Genomic DNA, 21,001 nt, shown 5'->3' on the forward strand with positions numbered 1-21,001 from the left:
CTCATGCGTCCTCGTCGTCCAGATGCAAACGCAAGAACGGCAATGCATCGCAGTATTTCAAATCATCGCGGCGATAGGCCACGTTGGCCGCGTAGCCCGCGGCATACTCGTCGGCCAGCGCTTCGATGGCCGTGCGCCAGCGCTGTCGGATTTCGGGCCAGGACAAGCCGTCGAAGTACTTGCTGTCGCTGGCAAGCGTGACGCCAGGCACGCCCAGGTCTTCGTCGGCCAGGCCCTGCGCAGCGACCTGCCGCGCGTGGATCTGCGCCAGCACCAGGCCCGCCACTTCGCCGCCCGCGGCGTCCGCCAGCACCGATGCGTAGAACGGCAATTGCACGTTCACGGGGCGGCTGCGAGACCAGTCCGGTTCCGGCTTGGCCGCCGCCACGCCGGTCTTGTAGTCCACGATGACGTTGCGCCCATCGCCCAAGGTGTCGATGCGGTCCAGCCGCAGCTTCAGGTTGAGCGCGCCGCGCTGCCATTGATGGCTCTTTTCCACCTGCGCCACCGCGAAGGGCAGACGCTGCGCCTCCATGTCCAGCCAGGACGCCAGCACGGCCTGGGCGCGCTGGCATTCCAGCGTGCGCAAGGCGGGCGCGTAGTCTTTCAGTTCCTCGTCCGCGGCCTGCGCCACCGCCTGCTCCAGCAAGGCGGGCAGGCGGCCCGTGGCCATGACCTCGTGCAGCGTATCCTGATCGGGCATCATGCCCCACACCAGTTCCAGCGCCTTGTGCAGGAACTGGCCGCGCACGTTGACGGTGGCCGCGTCGGCATAAGGCGCCATTTCGCGCCCGCCCAGACGATGCCGCACGAAGGCCCACAGCGGATTGCGGGCCTGCGTATCCAGCACGTCCAGGCCGCCGCCACCGCGGTTGCCCGCCGCCAGCGCCGGCCCCTGCGCGTCATCCAGCGATTCCTGCGGCAAGGCCGGCAGCGCTTGCGTTGCGGCCGGCGCCCAGTCGGTCAGTGCCGCGGCCGCGATCAGCGGCGACGGGCGCAGCTCGCGCTCGCCGTCCATGTGCGCATGACTGACGATGATCTCGGGCGCGCAGCGGCACAGTGCGGCGTACATGCCTTCGGCCCATTCGCGTTCGCGTTCGGGCGTGGCGCGCGGCGCCTTGGCCTGGCGCAGCACGGCCAGCGGCAACAGCGGATTGGGCTTGGGCGACGCAGGCAGCACGTCGTCAGTCAGGCCCAGCATCCAGACGCCGTCCCAATAGCCGCCCTCGGCCTCCAGTAGCCCCAGCACGTCCAGGCGCGCCAACGGGTCGCGCTGCGGCTGGAACGACGCGGAGCGCGCCACGCTTTCCAGCAGGTTCACGGCGGCCACGCCGCCCAGGCGGCCAGCGGCAGGCGCCAGCGACGAAAAGCTGCCGAGCGCATCACCCAGCGCCCCCATCACCTGATAGCCGACGCTGTCCAGCACGCCTTCGCCGGGAAAGCCCAGCGCCATCAAAGCGGCCTTCATGCGCAGCATCCACACGTCGCAGGTGGCCTGGCGGCCGCCCTGCGTCCAGATCTCCATGGCCTGGTTCCAGGCCTGCGCCAGCAGTGGCAGGTCCGCCAGCAGCTTGCGCCAATCCTGCGGACCGACGTGCATTTGCGCCTGGCGCCGCCAGCGCGCATCGATCGAGGCCAGCCGCGCGCGGTCGCGCACATCGCCCGCGCAATGTCCGCCCAACAGGGCCGCGCCCAGCACCTCGACGCTGCACCCCTTGCCCGGCGCGCATTCGGCCAGGGCGCGCAACCATGCGAGGGCGGCACGCGCCATGGGCCATTCGTTCAAGGGCCGGCCCACCGCTACGTTGAAGGCGTACGCGGCTTCGCCGCCGCGCCCGGCCAGGGCCTGGCTCAGCACCCGCCGCGCGAAAGGCGATTCCGCCTCCAGCTGGGGCGAGACGATGGCATAGCGGCCATGCGGATGCGCCTTCAGGCGCTCGGCCGCCCAGGCCGCGGCGGCGCGCCATTCCGCGCCTTGGTCCGCCGCCTCGTACCGGCTGGCCGCGGTTTCGACCCGCTGCGCATCGCGCCACTGCGCGACGGCGGCGCCCTGCTCCTCGAAGGCGCGCAGCAGCCGGCGAAAGCGCGGCGATATGTCCGTGAATCCCGCCAACACCAGTTGCTGCGGGATGGGCAGGCGCCCGTCCTCCAGCGCCCGCAGCACGCGCGCGTAACCCTGGTTGGCATCCTCGGCATCGATACCGGCCAGCGCCTGGCGATAGCGTGCGCGCCACTTCGCGAAGCCGCGGTACTCGTCGGTATCCGCGCCCGATGGCACTTGCAGCGCCCATTCGTCCATCAGCAGGTCCGCGTCCATCGACAGGCGCGCGGCCTGACTTGCGTCCAGCAGCACGCGCTCGGCCTCTTCAGTACGGATCGCCTCGGTCCACACCAATTGTGTCGCGAAGCTGTCCAGCCGGTAGGCGGGTACATCATCGTCGGTCTCGAACGCGAGCTCATTGGCGGCATCGGCCAGCCAGGCGGACAGCGGCAGGATGCGCGGCAATTCGCTGACCTGGCGCTCCTGGCGCAGCAGCCCAGCCAGCTCCAGCGTGAGACGGCGCGACAGGCGGTTGTTCACCGTGAGCACCAGCGTGTCGGTGGCGGGCATGCCGCCGATGTCCGGCAGCGATAGATCGGAATAGGAAGGCGAAGAGTCCTGCATGGGTATCCGGAGCGCCCGCCGGAAGCGGCGCGCGATGAGGGAAGAAATACCGCCGTAGGATACCGCGAGGCCGGACGGAAAATGCGCCTAGAAGCCGCAGAGCGCGGCCAGGTTTTCCCAGTGGATCTGCATTTCCGGCGTGGTGTAGCCCCAGAACGCCAGGCCCATGACCGCAACCAGGGCCAGCGCGCCCGCAATGCGCCAGCCGCGATGGCGGCGGGCGGCAGGTGCGAAATGCGTCGAGGGCGTCATTGGCGTTCCTGGCGAGCCCGGTGTCAGGCCGGGGCCGGCTGGGCCACCGGCTGTTCGCGCACCGGCAGGCACAGCAATGCGGCGAGGATGGCCAGCGCCACGCCCAGCCACCAGACAGCATCGTAGTTGCCGGTCTTGGCGTAGGCGTATCCGCCCAGCCATACCCCGATGAAACTGCCTAGTTGATGGCCCAGGAAGACGATGCCGGACAAGGTGGCCGCGTAGCGCAGGCCGTAGATCTGGCCGATCAGCCCCTGCGTGAGCGGCACGGTCCCCAGCCAGAACAGCCCCATCCACGCGCCGAAGGCGTACAGCACCCATGGCGACAAGGGCATCCACAACAGCAGCAGGATGCCAAAGGCGCGCATGCCGTACACCACGGCCAAAAGGCGCTTCTTGCTGTACTTGCCGCCCAGCTTGCCGGCATAGAACGAGCCCAGCACATTGAACAAGCCGATCAGCGCGATGGCGGTTGCGCCCTGCCCCGCGCTCAGGCCGCCATCGCTGACGTAGGCCGGCAGGTGCAGCGTGATGAAGGCGGTATGGAAGCCGCAGACGAAGTAGCTCCAGAACAGGAAGTGGAACGAGGGGTGGCGCACCGCCTGCTTGACCGCCGAGGCCAGCGATTGCTGCGGCCCGGTGTGGGCCTGCGGACGACCGCGCAGGAAGTAGGCCAGCGGCGCGCCGCAGGCGACGAACAGCGACAACACCCACAATGCGCCCGGCCAATCCAGGCCGCTGATCAGCACCTGGCCCGTGGGTACCACGGCGAACTGGCCCAGGGAGCCGCCGGCGCTGGCGATACCCATGGCCGTGCTGCGGTAGGCGGGCGGCACCGCGCGGGCCACCACCGGCAGGATCACCGGAAAGGTCGTGCCGGCCTGGCCCAGCCCGACCAGCACGCCGGCCGTCAGGTAGAGCGTGGCTTCATCGGTGGCGAAGCGCGTGCCTATCATGCCCAGCATGTACAGCAACGCGCCCAGGGCGATGGTGCGGCCCGAACCGTAGCGGTCGGCCATGATGCCCATGAAGATACAGGCCACGCCCCACACCAGGTTCTGCAGCGCAAAGGCCATGGAGAACACTTCGCGGCCCCAGCCCTGCGCCAAGCCCATCGGCTGCATGAAGAGGCCAAAGGTGGCGCGCACCCCCATGGCGAGCAGCACGACCAGCGTGCCCACGATCAGGGTACGGGTGAATTTCGTATCGGTTTGGCTAGACATGAAACCTGTTCTTCGTTGTTTTGGTTCGCCACCCCCTCCTCGGGGCGGTCCGGCGCGCAGCGCGGGACTCGGACATCATATACAAATAGCTTCCGGGCCCAGGCAATAGCCACGTCGAGCGCCGGGTCCGCGGCGCGAGGCTGCGGGTCGCGGATTTGGGGCTTGCGCCGCCTGCTGATAGACTTGCGTCCTGCGCCGAAGCCCGTGTCCCCGGTGATAAACTCAGGACCGGAAGAATCGTAGCGATATCAAGGCCTTAGTGAGCAAGCACGGTCCCTTCGACCGGCCCTGCCGCCTGATCAGAAATAGTCTCGCCGTAGTTAAATGGATATAACCGGCCCCTCCTAAGGGTCAATTGGTGGTTCGATTCCACCCGGCGAGGCCAACTTTGGCGTCGGTTCCGACGCCTTCCTTCCCCAGCATGTTCCCTGTCCGCCTGATGCGACAGCTCTCTTTTGAGCACGTATCGCGCTGCGCCGGCCAGAGACAAAAACCGCACATTCAGCCAGATGAGGGTTAATCCGGGCTACGCTCACGCGCCGCCTGCCGTTAGCTTCTCGGACTTGTCTTGTGACGAATTGAAGCGATCGTCAATACGTCACTATTATTTTTTTCAACGATGATAGCGAATCGTCTTGCGCGCAACTTGAAATTGCTGTTTAAATTCGACGCGTAAGCCTCTAATTCATCTGGACTTTTTCTGACCCGACGAAACGCCGGCTTAAGAAATATTTACTCACAGACTGACAAGCCAGCTCAAACCATGGCATTTTCCTGGAAACGTGCGATTGCGAACGCGATAGCGCCTGTGGCGCTGGCGGTGTGCGCGCTCCTGCCCCCCGCCGCGCAAGCCGCGAAGAATACGGACCCTTGCAAGACCAACGCCAAGTCGTCGGCCTGCAAGGCGCAACAAGCGAAGAAGGCCCCGGCCCCCAAGGCCAGCTCCGGCAAGAGCGCCTCAGGCAAACAGGCCGCCTCCTCCGCCAAGAAAGCTCCTCCCAAATCCTCCTCCGGCAAGAAGGCCGCCGCCCCCAAGGGCGGCAAGCAGGTCGCCGCCAAGGGCACGCCGCCCAAGAAGGGCGCTGCCGCCGGCAAGAACGGCAAGCCGAACAAGCCCTCGCGCGCGCAACGCGCCGCCGCGGCCGCCGCGCTGGGTTCTGCCGCCATGCCGCCGCCCGCCTCCTCGGTACGCGCCGAAGCCGCCGCCCTGCGCTCCACCACCGCTTACGTGCAGGACCTGGAAACGTCCACGGTCATCTTCGCCAAGAACGAAAACGTGGTGCGCCCCATCGCTTCCATCTCGAAGCTGATGACCGCCGTCGTCGTGGTCGACGCCAACCTGCCCATGGATGAAATGCTGGAGATCACCGACGAAGACGTCGACGGCCTCAAGCACACTACCTCGCGCCTGCGCGTGGGCACCAAGCTGACGCGCGGCGACATGCTGCACCTGGCGCTGATGTCGTCCGAAAACCGCGCCGCCAACGCGCTGGGCCGCCACTATCCGGGCGGCCTGCCCGCGTTCGTGGCCGCCATGAACGCCAAGGCGCAGGCGCTGGGCATGGCCAGCACCCGCTTCATCGAGCCCACCGGCCTGTCCAGCGACAACGTCTCGTCGCCGCACGACTTGGCCCGCCTGCTGCGCGCCGCCTCCCAGCGCCCGCTGATCCACCGCTATTCCACCGACACCGAGTACGACGTCGAGGTCAACAACCGCACGCAGACCTTCCGCAATACCAACCTGCTGGTGCGCAAGCCCGACTGGGACATCAAGGTGTCGAAGACGGGCTACATCAACGAAGCCGGCGAATGCCTGGTCATGCTGGCCCGCATCAACGGCCGCGACCTGGCCATCGTGCTGCTGGATTCGCAAGGCAAGCTCTCGCGCATCGGCGATGCGGTCCGCATCCGCCGCATCGTGCAGAACGAAGTGGCGATGGCGTCGATCCAACCCGGCGGCTGAACGCCAGCACCGTTACGCAGCAATAAGACAAAGGGCCCGAAAATTCGGGCCCTTGTTTTTTTGGCGCTGCAGCAGCGCCACCGCGGATGCGTTACGCGGCCTTGCGTTTGGGGCGCAGGGGCTGGGCGTCGTACAGCGTGGGCGGCAGGCCTTCCAATACGGCTTGGGGGTTGAGCGAGCCGATCGGCACGGCCGCGTCCAGCGGAATGCGGCCCTCGGCCTGCAGCAGTTGGTAGCGCAGGCAGCACACGCGCAGGAATGAGGTGAAGTTGGCGGCCTCGCCCCGGTACTCGATCAGCTCGTCGTACAAACGTTCGATCAGCTGCGTCACGCGCATGCCGTCGCGGCCGGCGATTTCTTCCAATACCCGCCAGAACAGTTGTTCCAGCCGCAGGCTGGTGGCCACGCCATGCAGCCGCAGCGAACGGGTTTCGGGCGCGTAGGACTGCTCGCTGGCGCGGATGAAGATTTCACACATGGGAACTCCTGGTACTCGGGTCTGGGCCTTGGGCCTGGGCCGGGATGCCTACGGCTGACTGTACGCCGTTTGCCGCGGCGGCGGCAAGACGCGGCCGCGGGTCGGATTCGTCCCCAGACACCGGCCTCTTTCTGCAACCACACGTTTCCTGCATCGGCGGGCAGCCGCCTCGGTTGATATAAATCATGGTCGGGAAAGCGTCCACGTTCGAGCATAAGGAATCTTGATCAGACTTCGGAGGCAGTGATGGATAAAACCATGAAAGCAGCGGTTGCACGAGCATTCGGCAAGCCCCTGGCAATCGAAGAAGTCGCGGTGCCGCGCCCGGGTCCGGGCGAATTGCTGGTAAAGATCGAAGCCTGCGGCGTATGCCATACCGACCTGCACGCGGTCGAAGGCGACTGGCCCGTCAAGCCCAACCCGCCCTTCATTCCCGGCCACGAAGGCGTGGGCCACGTGGTGGCGGTGGGCGCCGGCGTGACCCATGTGAAGGAAGGCGACCGCGTCGGCATTCCCTGGCTGTACTCTGCCTGCGGGCATTGCGAGCATTGCCTGGGCGGCTGGGAAACCCTGTGCGAACAACAGCAGAACGCCGGCTACTCGGTGAACGGCGGCTTCGCCGAATATGCGCTGGCCGCGGCCGACTATGTGGGCCTGCTGCCCAAGAACGTCAGTTTCGTGGACATCGCGCCCGTGCTGTGCGCCGGCGTCACGGTCTACAAGGGCCTGAAGATGACGGATACCCGTCCGGGCAACTGGGTGGTCATTTCCGGCATAGGCGGGCTGGGCCACATGGCGGTGCAATACGCCAAGGCCATGGGGTTGAACGTGGCCGCGGTGGACATCGACGACGCCAAGCTGGACTTCGCCCGCCGCCTGGGCGCCGAAGTCACGGTCAACGCCCAGACCACCGATCCCGCCGCCTACCTGAAGCGCGAGATCGGCGGCGCGCATGGCGCATTGATCACGGCGGTGTCGCCCAAGGCCTTCGAGCAGGCGCTGGGCATGGTGCGCCGCGGCGGCACCGTGGCGCTCAACGGACTGCCGCCGGGCGACTTCCCGCTGTCGATCTTCGACATGGTGCTCAATGGCGTCACCGTGCGCGGGTCCATCGTGGGTTCGCGCCTGGACCTGCAGGAATCGCTGCAATTCGCCGAAGAGGGCAAGGTGCACGCCACCGTGGCCACTGAAAGCCTGGAGAACATCAACAACGTGTTCGACCGCATGCGCCGCGGCCAGATCGAAGGCCGCATCGTGCTCGATTTCGCCTGACCGGCGCGCAGTAACGTAAAAACGCCAGGGGCGGCAACCTTGCCGCCCCTGGCGCTTTTTTGCTGCCGGAGGTCAGGGCGTGATCTTCGTGCCCAGCACCGCCAGGAATTGCGACATCCAGGCCGGATGCGCGGGCCAGGCCGGCGCGGTCACCAGGTTGCCGTCGGTGTAGGCCTGGTCGATGCCGATCTCGGCGTAGGTGCCGCCCGCCAGACGCACTTCCGGTGCGCACGCGGGATAGGCGGAGCAGGTGCGGCCCTTCAGGATGCCCGCGGCCGCCAGCAGTTGCGCGCCATGGCAGACCGCCGCGATGGGCTTGCCGGCCTGGTCGAAGGCGCGCACGATGTCCAGCACCTTTTCGTTCAGGCGCAGGTATTCCGGTGCGCGGCCGCCCGGGATCACCAGGCCGTCGTAGGAGGCAGGCTCGACGCGGTCGAAGTCGTAGTTCAGCGCGAAATTGTGGCCGCGCTTTTCGGTGTAGGTCTGTGCGCCCTCGAAATCATGGATGGCGGTGGCGATGGTGTCGCCCGCTTTCTTGTCCGGGCATACCGCGTGCACCGTGTGCCCCACCGTCAGCAGGGTCTGGTACGGCACCATGGTTTCATAGTCCTCGGCGTAGTCGCCGACCAGCATCAACAGTCGCTTGCTCATGTTTGTCTCCTAGGGATGGCGTAATGCCGGTTCAGCGCCCGTGGCCGGGCTCCGGTTCTTGATCTACGCCCTATTGTGGCGCGGCCGCCGGCCCAGGAGGTGGTATGGGAATACCACGTCCGAACAAGGGCGCCCTACTCCAGCGCGACGGACACGCCCTTGGCGCCCAGCAGCGCGACCAACACCTTGGGATCGATGCCGATCAGATACCCACGCCGCCCGCCGTTGATGTAGACCACGGGGTAGTCCAGCACTTCCGCTTCGACCCACACCGGCATCTTCTTGCGCGTGCCGAAGGGCGAGGTGCCGCCCACCTGGTAGCCCGAATGGCGCTGCGCCACCTCGGGCTTGCAGGGCTCGACCCGCTTGAGGCCCGCCTGGCGCGCCAGGTTCTTGGTGGAGACCTCGCGGTCGCCGTGCATGACGACGATCAGGGGCTTGGCGGACTCGTCCTCCATCACCAGGGTCTTGACCACCGCATGCGGATCCAGGCCCAACTGGCGCGCGGCTTCGCCCGCGCCGCCATGATCGACGTAGTCGTAGGTGTGTTCCGTGTAGGCGACCTTGTTCTGCTTGAGGAACTGGGTGGCGGGCGTTTCCGAAACGTGGCGGGCTTTGCTCATGGGAATGCGTGAGGGAAGAGATAGGGAAACCGCGTCAGGCTAGCCGCGCGGATGGTGCGCCGCGTGCAGCGCCTTCAGGCGTTCGCGCGCGACGTGCGTGTAGATCTGCGTGGTGGAAATGTCGGCGTGGCCCAGCAGCATCTGCACCACGCGCAGGTCGGCGCCATGGTTCAGCAAGTGCGTGGCGAAGGCGTGCCGCAACACGTGCGGCGACAGCGGCGCGCGCACGTCGGCCAGCAGGGCGTACTTCTTCACCAGTTGCCAGAAGGCCTGGCGCGACATCGCTTCGGCCCGGCCGGTGATGAAGAGCGCATCGCTCACGCGTCCGGCAGCCAGTTCCGGGCGTCCGGACTTCAGATAGAGGTCGATCCAATGCGCGGCCTCGGCGCCCAGCGGCACCAACCGGTCCTTACCGCCCTTGCCCAGCACCACCCGCACCACGCCTTCATTCAGGCTCACGTCGAGCGCGCGCACGCCCACCAGCTCGGACACGCGCAAGCCCGTGGCGTACAGCGTTTCCAGCATGGCGCGGTCGCGCAGGCCGCGGGCCTGCTCCAGGTCGGGCGCGCGCAGCAAGGCGTCCACCTGCTGCTCGGACAAGGTCTTGGGCATGCGCGGCGGCTGCTTGGCGGCGATCAGCGTCAGGCAGGGGTCGCGTTCGGCGCGGTGTTCGCGCAAAGCCCAGGCGTAGAAGCGGCGCAACGCGGCCAGCCTGCGGTTGGCGGTGGTTGCACGGGTTTCCTCGTGGCGGAAAGCGAACCAGGCCTCGATGTCGGCCTTGCCGGCATCGCGCAGCGGCTTGGCGGGACCCGCAGGCAGCGCGTGGGCCTGCGCGGCATCACCATGGCGGTCGGCCATTTCGCGGGCATAGGCCTCGGGGTCTTCGAGCCAGCGGGCGAAGCCGGTCAAGTCGCGCCGATAGGCGGCCAGGGTATTGGCCGACAGGCCGTCCTCGAGCCATACGGCATCGATGAAGGCGTCGATATCGGCCTGGGATTCAAGCGGCGGACGAGATGCGGACATAGCTGGAATTCTACGGCTCAGCGGCCGCCCACGCCGGCAGCGGCAGTCTTCAGCCAGTTCTCGAAGAGCTTGAGCGCCTCGGAGCGTTCGCTGCGCTGCGGATAGCCGAAGTAGTAGCCCTGGCTGACCGCCAGCGATTGCGGCACGGGCATCGCGAGCGTGCCCTGGTCCAGCGCGGGCTGGGCCAGGAAGCGCGGCATCAGGCCGACTCCCAGGCCAGCCTGCACCGCCGCCATCACCATGGTGAAGAGCTCGTAGCGCGGCCCGCCGGCGGCGTGGGGGCCATAAAGATGGTTGTTGGCCGCATACCATTGGCGCCAGGCGTCGGGGCGCGACGCCAGATGCAGATGGGTCATGCCGGACAAGGCGCTGGCGCCCGGCTCCGCCGCCCGCGCCGCCAGTTCCGGCGCACACACCGGCACCAGCTCGCGTTCGAGGAACAGCAGCACGCCCTGGGTGCCCGGCCACAACCCGTCCCCGTGGTACAGCGCGCCATCGAAAGGCTGATCCTTGAACTGGAACGGCAGCGTGCGGACGGACAGGCTGACCGTGATGTCGCCATGTTCGCGCTGGAAGTCCGCCAGGCGCGGTATCAGCCAGGTCGTCGCCAGCGTGGGCACCACGGCGATATGGATGCTGCGGCCCATGCCGGTGCGGCTGACCAGGCCGAAAGTGTCTTTTTCGATCTGGTCCAGGTGATGGCGGATGCGGCCGGCGTACTCCGCCCCGTGATCGGTCAGCACGATGCGCCGCCGCACCCGCGTGAACAGCTGCACGCCCAGGCGCGACTCCAGGCTGGCCACCTGCCGGTAGACCGCGCTGTGCGTCAGGGACAGTTCCTCGGCGGCGCGGGAGAAGCTGCCCAGGCGGGCCGACGCTTCGAACGCCTGCAGGGCGCTCAGATTGGGAATGCCGTTTCTCATGTCACGGGAATCGCCTGGTGCCGGCGGACGCCGCCGCGCCAGCATGCGCGCATCTTGTCGCGGCGCAGCATGGCAGGTCGTGCCGGTGGGTCAATAGATTGTGCAATTTTATCAATTGCCTTGTGCGATCAAGGAACATTATGCTCGGATGTCCTAACCTCGGCTCATCATGACTACCACCCCCATGTCCCAGCAAGAATCCCGCCTTGGCGGTCACATCCTGGTCGACCAGCTGGTTGCACAGGGCGTCAAACATGTTTTCTGTGTTCCCGGCGAAAGCTATCTGGCGGTGCTGGACGGCCTGCACGATGCGGACATCAAGGTCACGGTGTGCCGCCAGGAAGGCGGCGCGGCCATGATGGCCGATGCCCACGGCAAGCTGACCGGCGAACCCGGCATCTGCATGGTGACCCGCGGCCCCGGCGCGTCCAACGCGCTGGCCGGCGTGCACATCGCCAAGCAGGACTCCACCCCCCTGATCCTCTTCGTCGGCCAGATCGAGCGCGGCATGCGCGAACGCGAGGCCTTCCAGGAAATGGACTACCGCGCCGTGTTCGGCACCCAGGCCAAGTGGGTCACCGAGATCGACCAGGTCGAACGCATCCCCGAACTGGTGTCGCGCGCCTTCCATATCGCCACCTCGGGCCGTCCCGGCCCGGTGGTGATCGCGCTGCCGGAAGACATGCTGGTCGAAGCCGCCAAGGTCGCCGACGCACCGCGCTACGAAGTCATCGATTCCGCGCCCACGGCCGGCCAACTGGCCGACCTGGAGAAGCTGCTGGCCGAGGCCAAGAACCCGGTCGCGATCCTGGGCGGCACGCGCTGGGACGCCCGCGCGGTACAGCAGTTCGCCGATTTCGCGCAGCGCCACGCGCTGCCCACGGCGGTGTCGTTCCGCCGCCAGATGCTGTTCCCGGCCGATCACCCCTGCTTCATCGGCGACGTGGGCCTGGGCATCAACCCGGCGCTGCTCAAGCGCGTCGCCGACGCGGACCTGATCCTGCTGGTGGGCGGCCGCATGTCGGAAAACCCCAGCCAGGCCTACACCCTGCTGGACATTCCGGTACCCAAGCAGAAGCTGGTGCACGTGCATCCCGATACCGCCGAACTGGGACGCGTCTACCGCGCCAACCTGGCCATCAACACCTCGCCCGCCGCCTTCGCGCAGGCGCTGGCCGGCCTGAAGGCTCCGGCCCAGCCCGCCTGGGCCGCCGGCACGCAAGCCATGCGCGAGTCGTACCTGAAATGGAGCGACCCCAGCGCCATTACCACGCCCGGCGCGCTGCAAATGGGCCAGGTCATGGCCTACCTGGAAAAGACGCTGCCGGCCGACGCCATCATGACCAACGGCGCCGGCAACTACGCCACCTGGCTGCACCGCTTCCACCGTTTCACGCGCTTCGGCACGCAACTGGCGCCCACCTCGGGCTCCATGGGCTACGGCCTGCCCGCGGCCGTCGGCGCCAAGCGCGTATCGCCCGACAAGACCGTGGTCTGCTTCGCGGGCGACGGCTGCTTCCTGATGCACGGCCAGGAATTCGCGACGGCCGTCCAGTACGACCTGCCCATTGTCGTGGTACTGGTGGACAACGGCATGTACGGCACGATCCGCATGCACCAGGAAAAACACTACCCCGGCCGCATTTCCGCGACCGAGCTGAAGAATCCGGACTTCGCCGACTACGCGCGCGCCTTCGGCGGGCACGGCGAACGCGTCGAGGCCACCGAACAGTTCGGTCCGGCCTTCGAACGCGCCCTGGCCAGCGGCAAGCCGGCCATCCTGCACTGCTTCATCGATCCGGAAACCATCACCCCGGGCACGACCCTGGAAAAGATCCGCGACGCGGCGCTCAAGGCGCAGCACTAAAGGCGGGACGGAACGGCGGCGCCGCGCGCCGGCCGTTCCAATCGCTGCTTGCCGCCCGAATTATTTTAGGTTTAAACTTTCTAGCATTCCGAAATCCATAGCGGAGACCCAGCATGTCCTCGAATCCTTCCTTTCACTGGCAAGACCCCCTGTTGCTGGACCAGCAACTGACCGACGAAGAACGCATGGTGCGCGATGCCGCCCTGGCCTATTCGCAGGACAAGCTCGCCCCGCGCGTGCTGAACGCATTCCGCAATGAACAGACCGACCCGGCCATCTTCTCCGAAATGGGCGAATTGGGCCTGCTGGGCGCCACCATCCCCGTCGAATACGGCGGCGCCGGCCTGAACTACGTCAGCTACGGCCTGATCGCCCGCGAAGTCGAACGCATCGACTCCGGCTACCGCTCCATGATGAGCGTGCAGTCGTCGCTGGTGATGGTGCCTATCAATGAATTCGGCAGCGAAGCGCAAAAGCAGAAGTACCTGCCCAAGCTGGCCCGCGGCGAATGGATCGGCTGCTTCGGCCTGACCGAACCCAACCACGGTTCCGACCCCGGCGGCATGGAAACCCGCGCCGTCAAGACGGCCGACGGCTACAAGGTTTCCGGCAACAAGATGTGGATCACCAACTCCCCCATCGCCGATGTCTTCGTGGTGTGGGCCAAGTGCGTCGGCGGCGACTTCGACGGCAAGATCCGCGGCTTCATCCTGGAAAAGGGCATGAAGGGCCTGTCGGCTCCGGCCATCCACGGCAAGGTCGGCCTGCGCGCCTCGATCACCGGCGAAATCGTCATGGACGAAGTGGAGATTTCCGCTGACCAGATGATGCCCGGCGTGTCCGGCCTGAAGGGTCCGTTCACCTGCCTGAACTCCGCCCGCTACGGCATCGCCTGGGGCGCCATCGGCGCCGCCGAAGCCTGCTGGCACACCGCCCGCCAGTACACGCTGGACCGCAAACAGTTCGGCCGTCCGCTGGCCGCCAACCAGTTGATCCAGAAGAAGCTGGCCGACATGCAGACCGACATCACGCTGGCCCTGCAAGGCTGCCTGCGCCTGGGCCGCATGAAGGACGAAGGCACCGCCGCCGTCGAAATCACCTCCATCATGAAGCGCAATTCCTGCGGCAAGGCGCTGGACATCGCCCGCCTGGCGCGCGACATGCTCGGCGGCAACGGCATCTCCGACGAATTCGGCGTGGCCCGCCACCTGGTGAACCTGGAAGTGGTCAACACCTACGAAGGCACCCACGACGTGCACGCCCTGATCCTGGGCCGCGCGCAGACCGGTATCCAGGCGTTCTATTGATAGTCTGATTGGCCAAAGCGACCAAGCCACCCTTCGGGGTGGCTTTTTTTCGTCATGCCCCACCGATCTTGCTTACCGCCATCTCCTCGGCCGCATCCACCGCGCCAAGCGCCATTGCCTGCATTTCGTTTACAACGTAGATCCACCCACTCCCAAAAGGAAACACCCATGACTCCGCGGCAGCTAGTCGAAGAATGGGTCGCACGGTTCAATGCCGCCGATGCCGGCGGCCTGGCCGAGCTTTACGACGACGAGGCGGTGAACCACCAGGTCACCCAGCAGCCCATCGTCGGACGCGAGGCCATACGCGCGATGTTCGAAAGGGAGTTCGCGCAGGCCGATATGACCTGCATCGTGGAGACGATCCATGAAGCCGGCGAGGTCGCGGCCCTGGAATGGCGAGATCCTCTGGGCCTGCGTGGCTGCGGATTCTTTACGGTACGTGGCGGCAGGATCGTCTTCCAACGGGGTTACTGGGACAAGCTGTCCTTCTTGAGGATGCACGGTCTGCCCATCGAGTAATTCCCGCGCCGGCGCTGTCCACCAAAAACCCGCGCATTGCCGAAAGCCCGTATAGGCGAGCCCTTGCGCAAGCCGTACGCTTTGCGGCATCGTCCAGGCACAAGCCCCGGCGCTTGCGCGCCGTCCCGCGTGTCCGGACCAGGTTTCCCACCCGACCAGGAGCCGCGCATGCAAGGCTGTCCTTCTTTCCGCCTGATGACGGGCATCGCCATGGCGTTTCTCGCCCATGGCGCCTATGCCACCACCACCCTCACCATGACCACCGAATACCCGGCCACATCCATGCCCGGACAAGGCGTCTCCACCTTTGCCGAGCTGGTCCGCGCCAAGACGGCGGGCAACGTGGTCATCGACGCCAGCTATGACGCGTCCAAAGGGATCAAGTCGGCCGACATGATCGATGCGGTGCAGGCGCGCAAGGTGGATGCAGGCGATGCCTTCGCCGGCGCGCTCGCATCCAAGTACCCCTTGTTCGGCGTGTCGTCCCTGCCCTTTCTGGCGGACTCCCTGTCCAAGGCCCGCAATCTGAACAAGGCCGCCAGGCCCGCGTATGAAAAACTGCTGGCGGCGCATGGGCAGAAGCTGCTCTACACCACGCCGTGGCCGGCGTCGGGCATCTGGTCCAAGCAGAAGCTGGACAGCGTGGCGTCGTTGAAAAAACTGAGCATCCGCACCTACGACGCCACCTCGCAGGACGTCATGCAAAAGGCCGGAGCCCAGGCGCGCAATGTCTCCTTTGCGGATGCGATGCCGCTGATCTCCTCGGGCGAAGTGAACGCGGTGCTGTCGTCGGGCGACGGCGGCGCGGGCCGCAAGCTGTGGGAATACCTGCCCAACTTCGCCGAGATCAACTACGCCATGCCGATCTCGGTGGCGACGATGAACCTGCAGGCGTATCAGGCCCTGGATGCGCGCACGCGCCGCGCCATCGACCAGGCGGCGGCGCAGACAGAAACCGAGCAATGGAAGCGCATCGACGGGCGCCTGCAGCAGAACTACGCCAACATGCGCAAGAATGGCGTGGCGATCAATACGTCGGTGCCCTTGCCCGTGCGCAAAGCGCTGAAGGATGCGGCTGCGGACTCGGTAACTGCATGGAAGGCCTCAGCCGGTCCGGACGCGGCCGCCATTCTCAAGCAGGCGGCCAAACGCTAGCGCGGCGGGTTGGTGGCCGCGACTGCGGACATGGGTCCGCCGCGGCCCCCGGCCCCTGAAGCCCCAAGGTCTCAGGGCGCAATGCTCAGTTCTCGCCGGAAAGGTCGAACAGGCTGGTCGCGTCCAGTTCCAGCACGCCTTCGTCGTGCTGGTTCAGGACCGTCCAGGCCCAGGTGATGATGCCCAGGTCCGGGCGCGACGACGAGGTGCGCACACCCTGCACGCGCGCTTCCAGGCGTAGCGTGTCGCCGGGACGCACCGGCGTGCGCCAGCGCACTTCGCCCAGGCCGGGCGAGCCGAAGGATTCGGAATCGTGCAGCGCCGCGTCCACCGCCATGCGCATGGCCAGCGCGCAGGTGTGCCAGCCGCTGGCGATCAGCCCGCCCCAGCGGCCTTCCGAGGCGCGCTTGGGATCGGTGTGGAACCACTGGGGATCGAACTTGCGTGCGAACTCCAGGATCTCGGGCTCCGTCACTGTGACCGGACCGCCCTTGATGATCATGCCGTCCTTGAACTCGGCGAACTTCATTTTGTGGTTTCCCCCCGCAAATGCAATCGGCGCGCCACGGCGCGCCGATTGCCACGCATGTTTGTGGATTCAGTACGTTTCGAAATGCAGGCGCCCTTCGCGGCGCAACGCATCATGCAGGATAGACCAATCCTGGCCCGCTTGCATCGTCACCTCGCGCAGGGCGTCCAGCACGCCCAGCTCCATGCCCTTCAGCCCGCACACGTAGATGCAGGTGTTGCGGTCCGCCAGCAGTTCGCGCACCGCGCCTGCGCGGTCGCGGATCAGGTCCTGCACATAGCGCTTGGGCTGTCCGGCCTCGCGCGACAGCGCCAGATTGATATCGATGAAGTCGCGCGGCAGCTTCATCAGCGGCCCGAAGTACGGCAGTTCGCGCTCGGTGCGCGCGCCGAAGAACAGCAGCAGCCTGCCGTTTTCGCCGCTCTCGATGCGGCGCCGGTAGCGCTCCGTCATGGCGCGCATGGGCGCCGACCCCGTGCCGGTGCAGATCATGATGAGATTGGCGCGGGGGTGGTTGGGCATCAGGAAGGTGTGGCCGAACGGCCCGATCACCTGCACCTTGTCGTTCTTGGCCAGGTCGCACAGATAGTTCGAGCATACGCCGTGGGCGGCAGCGCCCGCATGGTCCTCGGTGACGCGCTTCACCGTCAGCGAAAGATTGTTGTAGCCCGCCCGCTCGCCGTCACGCGGGCTGGCCAGCGAGTACTGACGTGCGTGATGCGCCCGCCCCTGCGCGTCCACGCCCGGCGGCAGGATGCCGATGGACTGCCCTTCAAGCACCGGAAACGGCAGCTCGCCGAAGTCGAGCACGATATGGTGGATGTCGCTTTCCGTATCGGCGCCCGTCACGCGGTAGTTGCCGACCACGGTGGCCGTCATCGGCGCCTTGTGCGTGTAGAGATTGACGTAGGGATGGGCCGCGGACCAGGGCGGAACGGTGGCGCCGGAAACGGCGGACGGCGGCGGTGCAATGGCTGCCTCGGCCTCATCATCCGGCTCGTCGCTTGCCGGCGCGGCGGCCATGGCATCAGGCAGCGCTTTCTCGCCCGGCAGTTCTTCCCAGCCCAGTTGTTCCTGCAGGCCATAGGCTTCGGTGCGCACCATCAGCCGCCAATTGTCGATGGCCCCCGTGGGGCAAGGCGGCACGCAGGCCATGCAGCCGTTGCAAATCTCGGGATCCACCACGTAGTTGTTCGAGTCGTGAGTGATCGCCTTGATCGGACAGGTTTCTTCGCAGGTATTGCAGCGGATGCAGATCTCGGGATCGATCAGATGCTGCTTCAGGACTTCTGCTGGTAAGGGAGCGTTCATCTCGGTCTTCCCCATGCTCCGGTAGGCGGCCGCGGGCGCAGCCGCCGCCCCGCTTTAGTTGAAACGGACGTAGTCGAAATTCACCGGCTGGCGGTTGATGCCCATGACGGGCGGCGCGATCCAGTTGGCGAACTTGCCCGGCTCGGTGACGCGGCCCATCAGCGATGCGACGAAGGCGCGGTCCTCGGGCGTGGGCAGCCACTTGTGGCTGTTGGCCTGCCATTGCGATTCGGAAAGGATCTCGCCTTCGGGCGACATGCGTATGCCGGCCAGCGTGCCGATCTGGCGGTTGAAAGCCTTGTGCGGCACTTGCAGCCGGAACGGCACGCCGCTCTTTTCGATGACCTTGTTCCAGCGGCCGATGCCGGCGACCGAATCGCGGATGAAGTCGTCGCGCAGCACTTCATTCAAGGCGTTAAGCATCGGCACCTCGGTCTCGCGCAGCTGGCCGTTTTCCACGGTCAGCACGCGGTAGGTGTCGTTCTTCAGCTGGTGGTCGTCGGTGCGCTTGCTCTCTTCGTAGCGGCCCTTCAGGCCCGAGCCGTAGAAGATGGCGGCATTGGACGACTGGTCCGCGCCAAACAGGTCGATGGTGACGCTGTAATGGAAGTTCAGGTAGCGCTGGATGGTGGGCAGGTCGATCACGCCAGCCGCGCGCACGCTGGCCGGATCGTCGGTCTTGAGCTGGTTCATAACCTCGCAGGTACGCTGGATGACGCGCGAGATGCCGGACTCGCCCACGAACATATGGTGCGCTTCCTCGGTCAGCATGAACTTGGTGGTGCGCGCCAGCGGATCGAAACTGGACTCCGCCAGCGCGCACAGCTGGAACTTGCCGTCGCGGTCGGTAAAGTAGGTGAACATGTAGAAGGCCAGCCAGTCGGGCGTCTTCTCGTTGAACGCGCCCAGGATGCGCGGATTGTCGGAATCCCCCGAGCTGCGCTGCAACAGCGCGTCGGCTTCTTCGCGGCCGTCGCGGCCGAAGTAGCGATGCAGCAGGTAGACCATGGCCCACAGGTGGCGGCCTTCCTCGACGTTGATCTGGAACAGGTTGCGCAGGTCGTACTGTGATGGCGCGGTCAGGCCCAGGTGGCGCTGCTGCTCGATCGAAGCCGGCTCGGTGTCGCCCTGCGTGACGATGATGCGGCGCAGGTTGGCGCGGTGCTCGCCGGGCACGTCCTGCCAGACGTCGCGGCCCATGTTCTCGCCGAAATGGATCTTGCGCTGGCCGTCCTGCGGCGCCAGGAAAATGCCCCAGCGGTAGTCCGGCATCTTGACGTGGTTGAAGTGCGCCCAGCCGTCCGGCTGCACGCTGACCGCCGTGCGCAGATAGACGTCGAAGCCATGGGAGCCGTCGGGACCCATGTCTTGCCACCATTGCAGGTAATTGGGCTGCCAATGCTCCAGCGCGCGCTGCAGGGTGCGGTCGCCGGACAGATTGACGTTGTTGGGGATCTTATCGCTGTAGTTGATTCCAGACATGTCTCGCTCCTGTTCCTTGGGGTGGCCGCGGTCACGCGGCGCGGTGTCGCGGGGCCGTCAGACCCGGTTCCAGTCGAATGCGGCTTGCTCGCCCTTGCCATAGAGCTTGAGCGCGCCCTTGTCGCCGGCGGCGTTGGGGCGGTTGAAGATCCAGTTCTGCCAGGCGGTGAGGCGGCCGAAAATGCGGGTCTCCATCGTTTCCTGGCCGCCGAAGCGCAGATTGGCTTCCAGGCCCGTCAGGGCGTCGGGCGAGAGCGCGCGGCGCTCTTCCAGCATCATCCGCACCTCGTCGTCCCAGTCGATGTTGTCGGGCGCGTAGGTGACCAGGCCCAGCTCCAGCGCTTCCGTGGCCGACAGCCGCTGGTCCGCTCGCGCGCGCACCGCTTCCAAGGGGCTTTCCTCTTCGTAAAAGCGGCGCTGCAGCCGGCTCTGGCCGTTGACCATGGGATAGGCGCCGAAATTGCGCGCACCCACCACGATCTGCGCGGGCGCGGATTCGTCTTCGTTGTCCAGCATGTAGCTGCGGTCGGCAGCCAGCGTCAGTTCGAGCAAGGTGCCGGCAAAGCAGGAGCCCGGCTCGATCAGCGCGAACAGGCTGCGCGAGGTGACGTCCAGGCGCGCCAGCGTGCGGCGCAGCATGCCGGCCGTTTCGCGCACGAACCAGTGGTCGGCATGCTGTTGCAGGGCGGCATCGGCAGCCAGCACCAACGCGGCGTCGCCCTCGGTCTTGAGGATCCAGGTGCCGATGTCCAGCTCATTGGTGCGCATGGTCAGGATGGCGTCGTCCAGTTCGCGCGCCATCTGCAAGGGCCACCAGGCGGCGCCCGCGGCGACGATATCCGGCAGCTCGGTTTCCACCGCGCCTTCGGGCGCGCGCACCGTCCAGGTGGCCTGGCGCTTCTCGCGATCCAGTTGGATATCCACATAGCGGTAGGACAGGCCGTCGGCGCTTTCGGTACGCTGCACCGGCGTCAGCGCGATGCCTTGCTCACTGGCCGGGCGGTCGCTGCCCTGCGCCAGCGCCTGCGCGCGTTCGCGCACGGCCTCCTCGAAGCGGGCCGGCTTGACCACCTCGTCCACCAGGCGCCAGTCCTTGGCGCGCTGGCCGCGCACGCCTTCGACCAGGGTGCAGAAGATGTCGGCGTGGTCGTGGCGCACGCGGCGCTTGTCCGTCACTCGGGTCAGGCCCCCCGTGCCAGGCAGCACGCCCAGTAGCGGTACCTCGGGCAGGGCGACGGCGGACGAGCGGTCGTCGATCAGCATGATCTCGTCGCAGGCCAGCGCCAGCTCATAACCGCCCCCGGCGCAGGCGCCGTTGAGTGCCGCAATGAACTTCAGCCCGCTGTGGCGGCTGGAGTCTTCGATGCCGTTGCGGGTTTCGTTGGTGAACTTGCAGAAGTTCACCTTCCAGGCGTGCGAGGACAAGCCCAGCATGAAGATATTGGCGCCGGAACAGAAAATGCGGTCCTTCATGCTGGTCACGACCACGGTGCGCACTTCCGGATGTTCGAAACGGATGCGCTGCAAGGCGTCGTGCAGTTCGATGTCCACGCCCAGGTCGTAGGAATTCAGCTTGAGCTTGTAGCCCGGACGCAAACCGCCATCCTCGGCGACATCCATGGCCAGCGTGGCAACCGGACCGTCGAAGCTCAGGCGCCAGTGGCGGTACTGCTCGGGATCGGTACGGAAATCGACCCGGTTGAGGGTGCTGCTCATAGTGTGTCTCCTCGTACGCCTGCCAAAACAGGAAAAATA

The 21,001-nt window shown here is 66.4% G+C and carries 18 protein-coding genes and 1 tRNA gene; 7 read left to right on the forward strand and 12 right to left on the reverse strand.

From position 1 onward, the window contains the following. Position 1: 1 nt before the first annotated feature. The 3 genes from IPU70_RS04910 to IPU70_RS04920 form a co-directional block, all read right to left on the reverse strand. Positions 2-2,665, reverse strand: coding sequence for a PD-(D/E)XK nuclease family protein (locus IPU70_RS04910; RefSeq protein WP_207465441.1), 2,664 nt, complete (start codon positions 2,663-2,665; stop codon positions 2-4). Positions 2,666-2,752: 87 nt separating this feature from the next. After that, complete coding sequence (locus IPU70_RS04915; protein ID WP_207465443.1) at positions 2,753-2,917, reverse strand: hypothetical protein; 165 nt, start codon at positions 2,915-2,917, stop codon at positions 2,753-2,755. A gap of 23 nt (positions 2,918-2,940) precedes the next feature. Then, a complete protein-coding gene (locus IPU70_RS04920) occupies positions 2,941-4,140 on the reverse strand; it encodes an MFS transporter (RefSeq protein WP_207465445.1) in 1,200 nt (399 codons plus the stop codon). Positions 4,141-4,450: 310 nt separating this feature from the next. Between IPU70_RS04920 and IPU70_RS04925 the strand changes: the two genes are divergently transcribed. Continuing rightward, positions 4,451-4,525 (forward strand) — tRNA-Arg (locus IPU70_RS04925). Between the two features lie 378 nt (positions 4,526-4,903). After that, positions 4,904-6,103 carry a D-alanyl-D-alanine endopeptidase gene (pbpG, locus tag IPU70_RS04930; RefSeq protein ID WP_242702328.1) on the forward strand — a complete coding sequence of 400 codons (1,200 nt, stop codon included), beginning with the start codon at positions 4,904-4,906 and terminating at the stop codon, positions 6,101-6,103. A 91-nt stretch (positions 6,104-6,194) separates the two neighbouring features. Here the strand turns inward: pbpG and IPU70_RS04935 are convergent, their stop codons facing one another. Continuing rightward, positions 6,195-6,581: a ribbon-helix-helix domain-containing protein gene (locus tag IPU70_RS04935; RefSeq protein ID WP_013395628.1), complete on the reverse strand. Its 387-nt coding sequence runs from the start codon at positions 6,579-6,581 to the stop codon at positions 6,195-6,197. Between the two features lie 246 nt (positions 6,582-6,827). Between IPU70_RS04935 and adhP the strand changes: the two genes are divergently transcribed. Next, positions 6,828-7,853: an alcohol dehydrogenase AdhP gene (gene adhP / locus IPU70_RS04940; protein ID WP_207465447.1), complete on the forward strand. Its 1,026-nt coding sequence runs from the start codon at positions 6,828-6,830 to the stop codon at positions 7,851-7,853. Between the two features lie 72 nt (positions 7,854-7,925). On the opposite strand, the gene IPU70_RS04945 is transcribed toward adhP, so the two are convergent. From IPU70_RS04945 to IPU70_RS04960, 4 genes are all read right to left on the reverse strand, one after another. After that, positions 7,926-8,504, reverse strand: coding sequence for a DJ-1/PfpI family protein (locus IPU70_RS04945; protein ID WP_207465449.1), 579 nt, complete (start codon positions 8,502-8,504; stop codon positions 7,926-7,928). A 134-nt stretch (positions 8,505-8,638) separates the two neighbouring features. Then, complete coding sequence (gene ybaK / locus IPU70_RS04950; protein ID WP_013395631.1) at positions 8,639-9,127, reverse strand: Cys-tRNA(Pro) deacylase; 489 nt, start codon at positions 9,125-9,127, stop codon at positions 8,639-8,641. A gap of 39 nt (positions 9,128-9,166) precedes the next feature. Continuing rightward, positions 9,167-10,150, reverse strand: coding sequence for a site-specific tyrosine recombinase XerD (gene xerD / locus IPU70_RS04955; RefSeq protein WP_207465451.1), 984 nt, complete (start codon positions 10,148-10,150; stop codon positions 9,167-9,169). Positions 10,151-10,167: 17 nt separating this feature from the next. Continuing rightward, entirely contained in the window at positions 10,168-11,073 is a 906-nt protein-coding gene (locus IPU70_RS04960; RefSeq protein ID WP_207465453.1) for a LysR substrate-binding domain-containing protein, read from the reverse strand. Positions 11,074-11,257: 184 nt separating this feature from the next. Here IPU70_RS04960 and IPU70_RS04965 point away from each other — a divergent pair, with 184 nt between their 5' ends. From IPU70_RS04965 to IPU70_RS04980, 4 genes are all read left to right on the forward strand, one after another. Then, a complete protein-coding gene (locus IPU70_RS04965) occupies positions 11,258-12,940 on the forward strand; it encodes a thiamine pyrophosphate-binding protein (RefSeq protein WP_207465982.1) in 1,683 nt (560 codons plus the stop codon). A gap of 113 nt (positions 12,941-13,053) precedes the next feature. Further along, positions 13,054-14,247 (forward strand): acyl-CoA dehydrogenase, encoded by a 1,194-nt coding sequence (locus IPU70_RS04970; RefSeq protein ID WP_013395635.1) that lies wholly within the window; start codon positions 13,054-13,056, stop codon positions 14,245-14,247. 168 nt (positions 14,248-14,415) lie between these two features. Further along, entirely contained in the window at positions 14,416-14,769 is a 354-nt protein-coding gene (locus tag IPU70_RS04975; RefSeq protein ID WP_207465455.1) for a nuclear transport factor 2 family protein, read from the forward strand. A gap of 168 nt (positions 14,770-14,937) precedes the next feature. Further along, entirely contained in the window at positions 14,938-15,924 is a 987-nt protein-coding gene (locus IPU70_RS04980; RefSeq protein WP_207465457.1) for a TRAP transporter substrate-binding protein, read from the forward strand. Between the two features lie 85 nt (positions 15,925-16,009). On the opposite strand, the gene IPU70_RS04985 is transcribed toward IPU70_RS04980, so the two are convergent. The 4 genes from IPU70_RS04985 to boxC form a co-directional block, all read right to left on the reverse strand. Then, positions 16,010-16,453, reverse strand: coding sequence for a MaoC family dehydratase (locus IPU70_RS04985; RefSeq protein WP_207465459.1), 444 nt, complete (start codon positions 16,451-16,453; stop codon positions 16,010-16,012). Positions 16,454-16,522: 69 nt separating this feature from the next. Beyond that, a complete protein-coding gene (gene boxA, locus IPU70_RS04990; RefSeq protein WP_207465461.1) occupies positions 16,523-17,764 on the reverse strand; it encodes a benzoyl-CoA 2,3-epoxidase subunit BoxA in 1,242 nt (413 codons plus the stop codon). Positions 17,765-17,818: 54 nt separating this feature from the next. Beyond that, positions 17,819-19,246, reverse strand: coding sequence for a benzoyl-CoA 2,3-epoxidase subunit BoxB (boxB, locus tag IPU70_RS04995; RefSeq protein ID WP_207465463.1), 1,428 nt, complete (start codon positions 19,244-19,246; stop codon positions 17,819-17,821). A 57-nt stretch (positions 19,247-19,303) separates the two neighbouring features. Continuing rightward, positions 19,304-20,962: a 2,3-epoxybenzoyl-CoA dihydrolase gene (gene boxC / locus IPU70_RS05000; RefSeq protein WP_207465465.1), complete on the reverse strand. Its 1,659-nt coding sequence runs from the start codon at positions 20,960-20,962 to the stop codon at positions 19,304-19,306. Positions 20,963-21,001 lie beyond the last annotated feature (39 nt).

Source organism: Achromobacter sp. SD115, assembly GCF_017355315.1.
Taxonomy (GTDB): domain Bacteria; phylum Pseudomonadota; class Gammaproteobacteria; order Burkholderiales; family Burkholderiaceae_B; genus Achromobacter; species Achromobacter xylosoxidans_B.

Coding starts and splice junctions, on each gene's coding strand:
- IPU70_RS04910 (WP_207465441.1), bottom strand. CDS start 2,665: ATGCAGGACTCTTCGCCTTCCTATTCCGATCTATCGCTGCCGGACATC.
- IPU70_RS04915 (WP_207465443.1), bottom strand. CDS start 2,917: ATGACGCCCTCGACGCATTTCGCACCTGCCGCCCGCCGCCATCGCGGC.
- IPU70_RS04920 (WP_207465445.1), bottom strand. CDS start 4,140: ATGTCTAGCCAAACCGATACGAAATTCACCCGTACCCTGATCGTGGGC.
- pbpG (WP_242702328.1), top strand. CDS start 4,904: ATGGCATTTTCCTGGAAACGTGCGATTGCGAACGCGATAGCGCCTGTG.
- IPU70_RS04935 (WP_013395628.1), bottom strand. CDS start 6,581: ATGTGTGAAATCTTCATCCGCGCCAGCGAGCAGTCCTACGCGCCCGAA.
- adhP (WP_207465447.1), top strand. CDS start 6,828: ATGGATAAAACCATGAAAGCAGCGGTTGCACGAGCATTCGGCAAGCCC.
- IPU70_RS04945 (WP_207465449.1), bottom strand. CDS start 8,504: ATGAGCAAGCGACTGTTGATGCTGGTCGGCGACTACGCCGAGGACTAT.
- ybaK (WP_013395631.1), bottom strand. CDS start 9,127: ATGAGCAAAGCCCGCCACGTTTCGGAAACGCCCGCCACCCAGTTCCTC.
- xerD (WP_207465451.1), bottom strand. CDS start 10,150: ATGTCCGCATCTCGTCCGCCGCTTGAATCCCAGGCCGATATCGACGCC.
- IPU70_RS04960 (WP_207465453.1), bottom strand. CDS start 11,073: ATGAGAAACGGCATTCCCAATCTGAGCGCCCTGCAGGCGTTCGAAGCG.
- IPU70_RS04965 (WP_207465982.1), top strand. CDS start 11,258: ATGTCCCAGCAAGAATCCCGCCTTGGCGGTCACATCCTGGTCGACCAG.
- IPU70_RS04970 (WP_013395635.1), top strand. CDS start 13,054: ATGTCCTCGAATCCTTCCTTTCACTGGCAAGACCCCCTGTTGCTGGAC.
- IPU70_RS04975 (WP_207465455.1), top strand. CDS start 14,416: ATGACTCCGCGGCAGCTAGTCGAAGAATGGGTCGCACGGTTCAATGCC.
- IPU70_RS04980 (WP_207465457.1), top strand. CDS start 14,938: ATGCAAGGCTGTCCTTCTTTCCGCCTGATGACGGGCATCGCCATGGCG.
- IPU70_RS04985 (WP_207465459.1), bottom strand. CDS start 16,453: ATGAAGTTCGCCGAGTTCAAGGACGGCATGATCATCAAGGGCGGTCCG.
- boxA (WP_207465461.1), bottom strand. CDS start 17,764: ATGAACGCTCCCTTACCAGCAGAAGTCCTGAAGCAGCATCTGATCGAT.
- boxB (WP_207465463.1), bottom strand. CDS start 19,246: ATGTCTGGAATCAACTACAGCGATAAGATCCCCAACAACGTCAATCTG.
- boxC (WP_207465465.1), bottom strand. CDS start 20,962: ATGAGCAGCACCCTCAACCGGGTCGATTTCCGTACCGATCCCGAGCAG.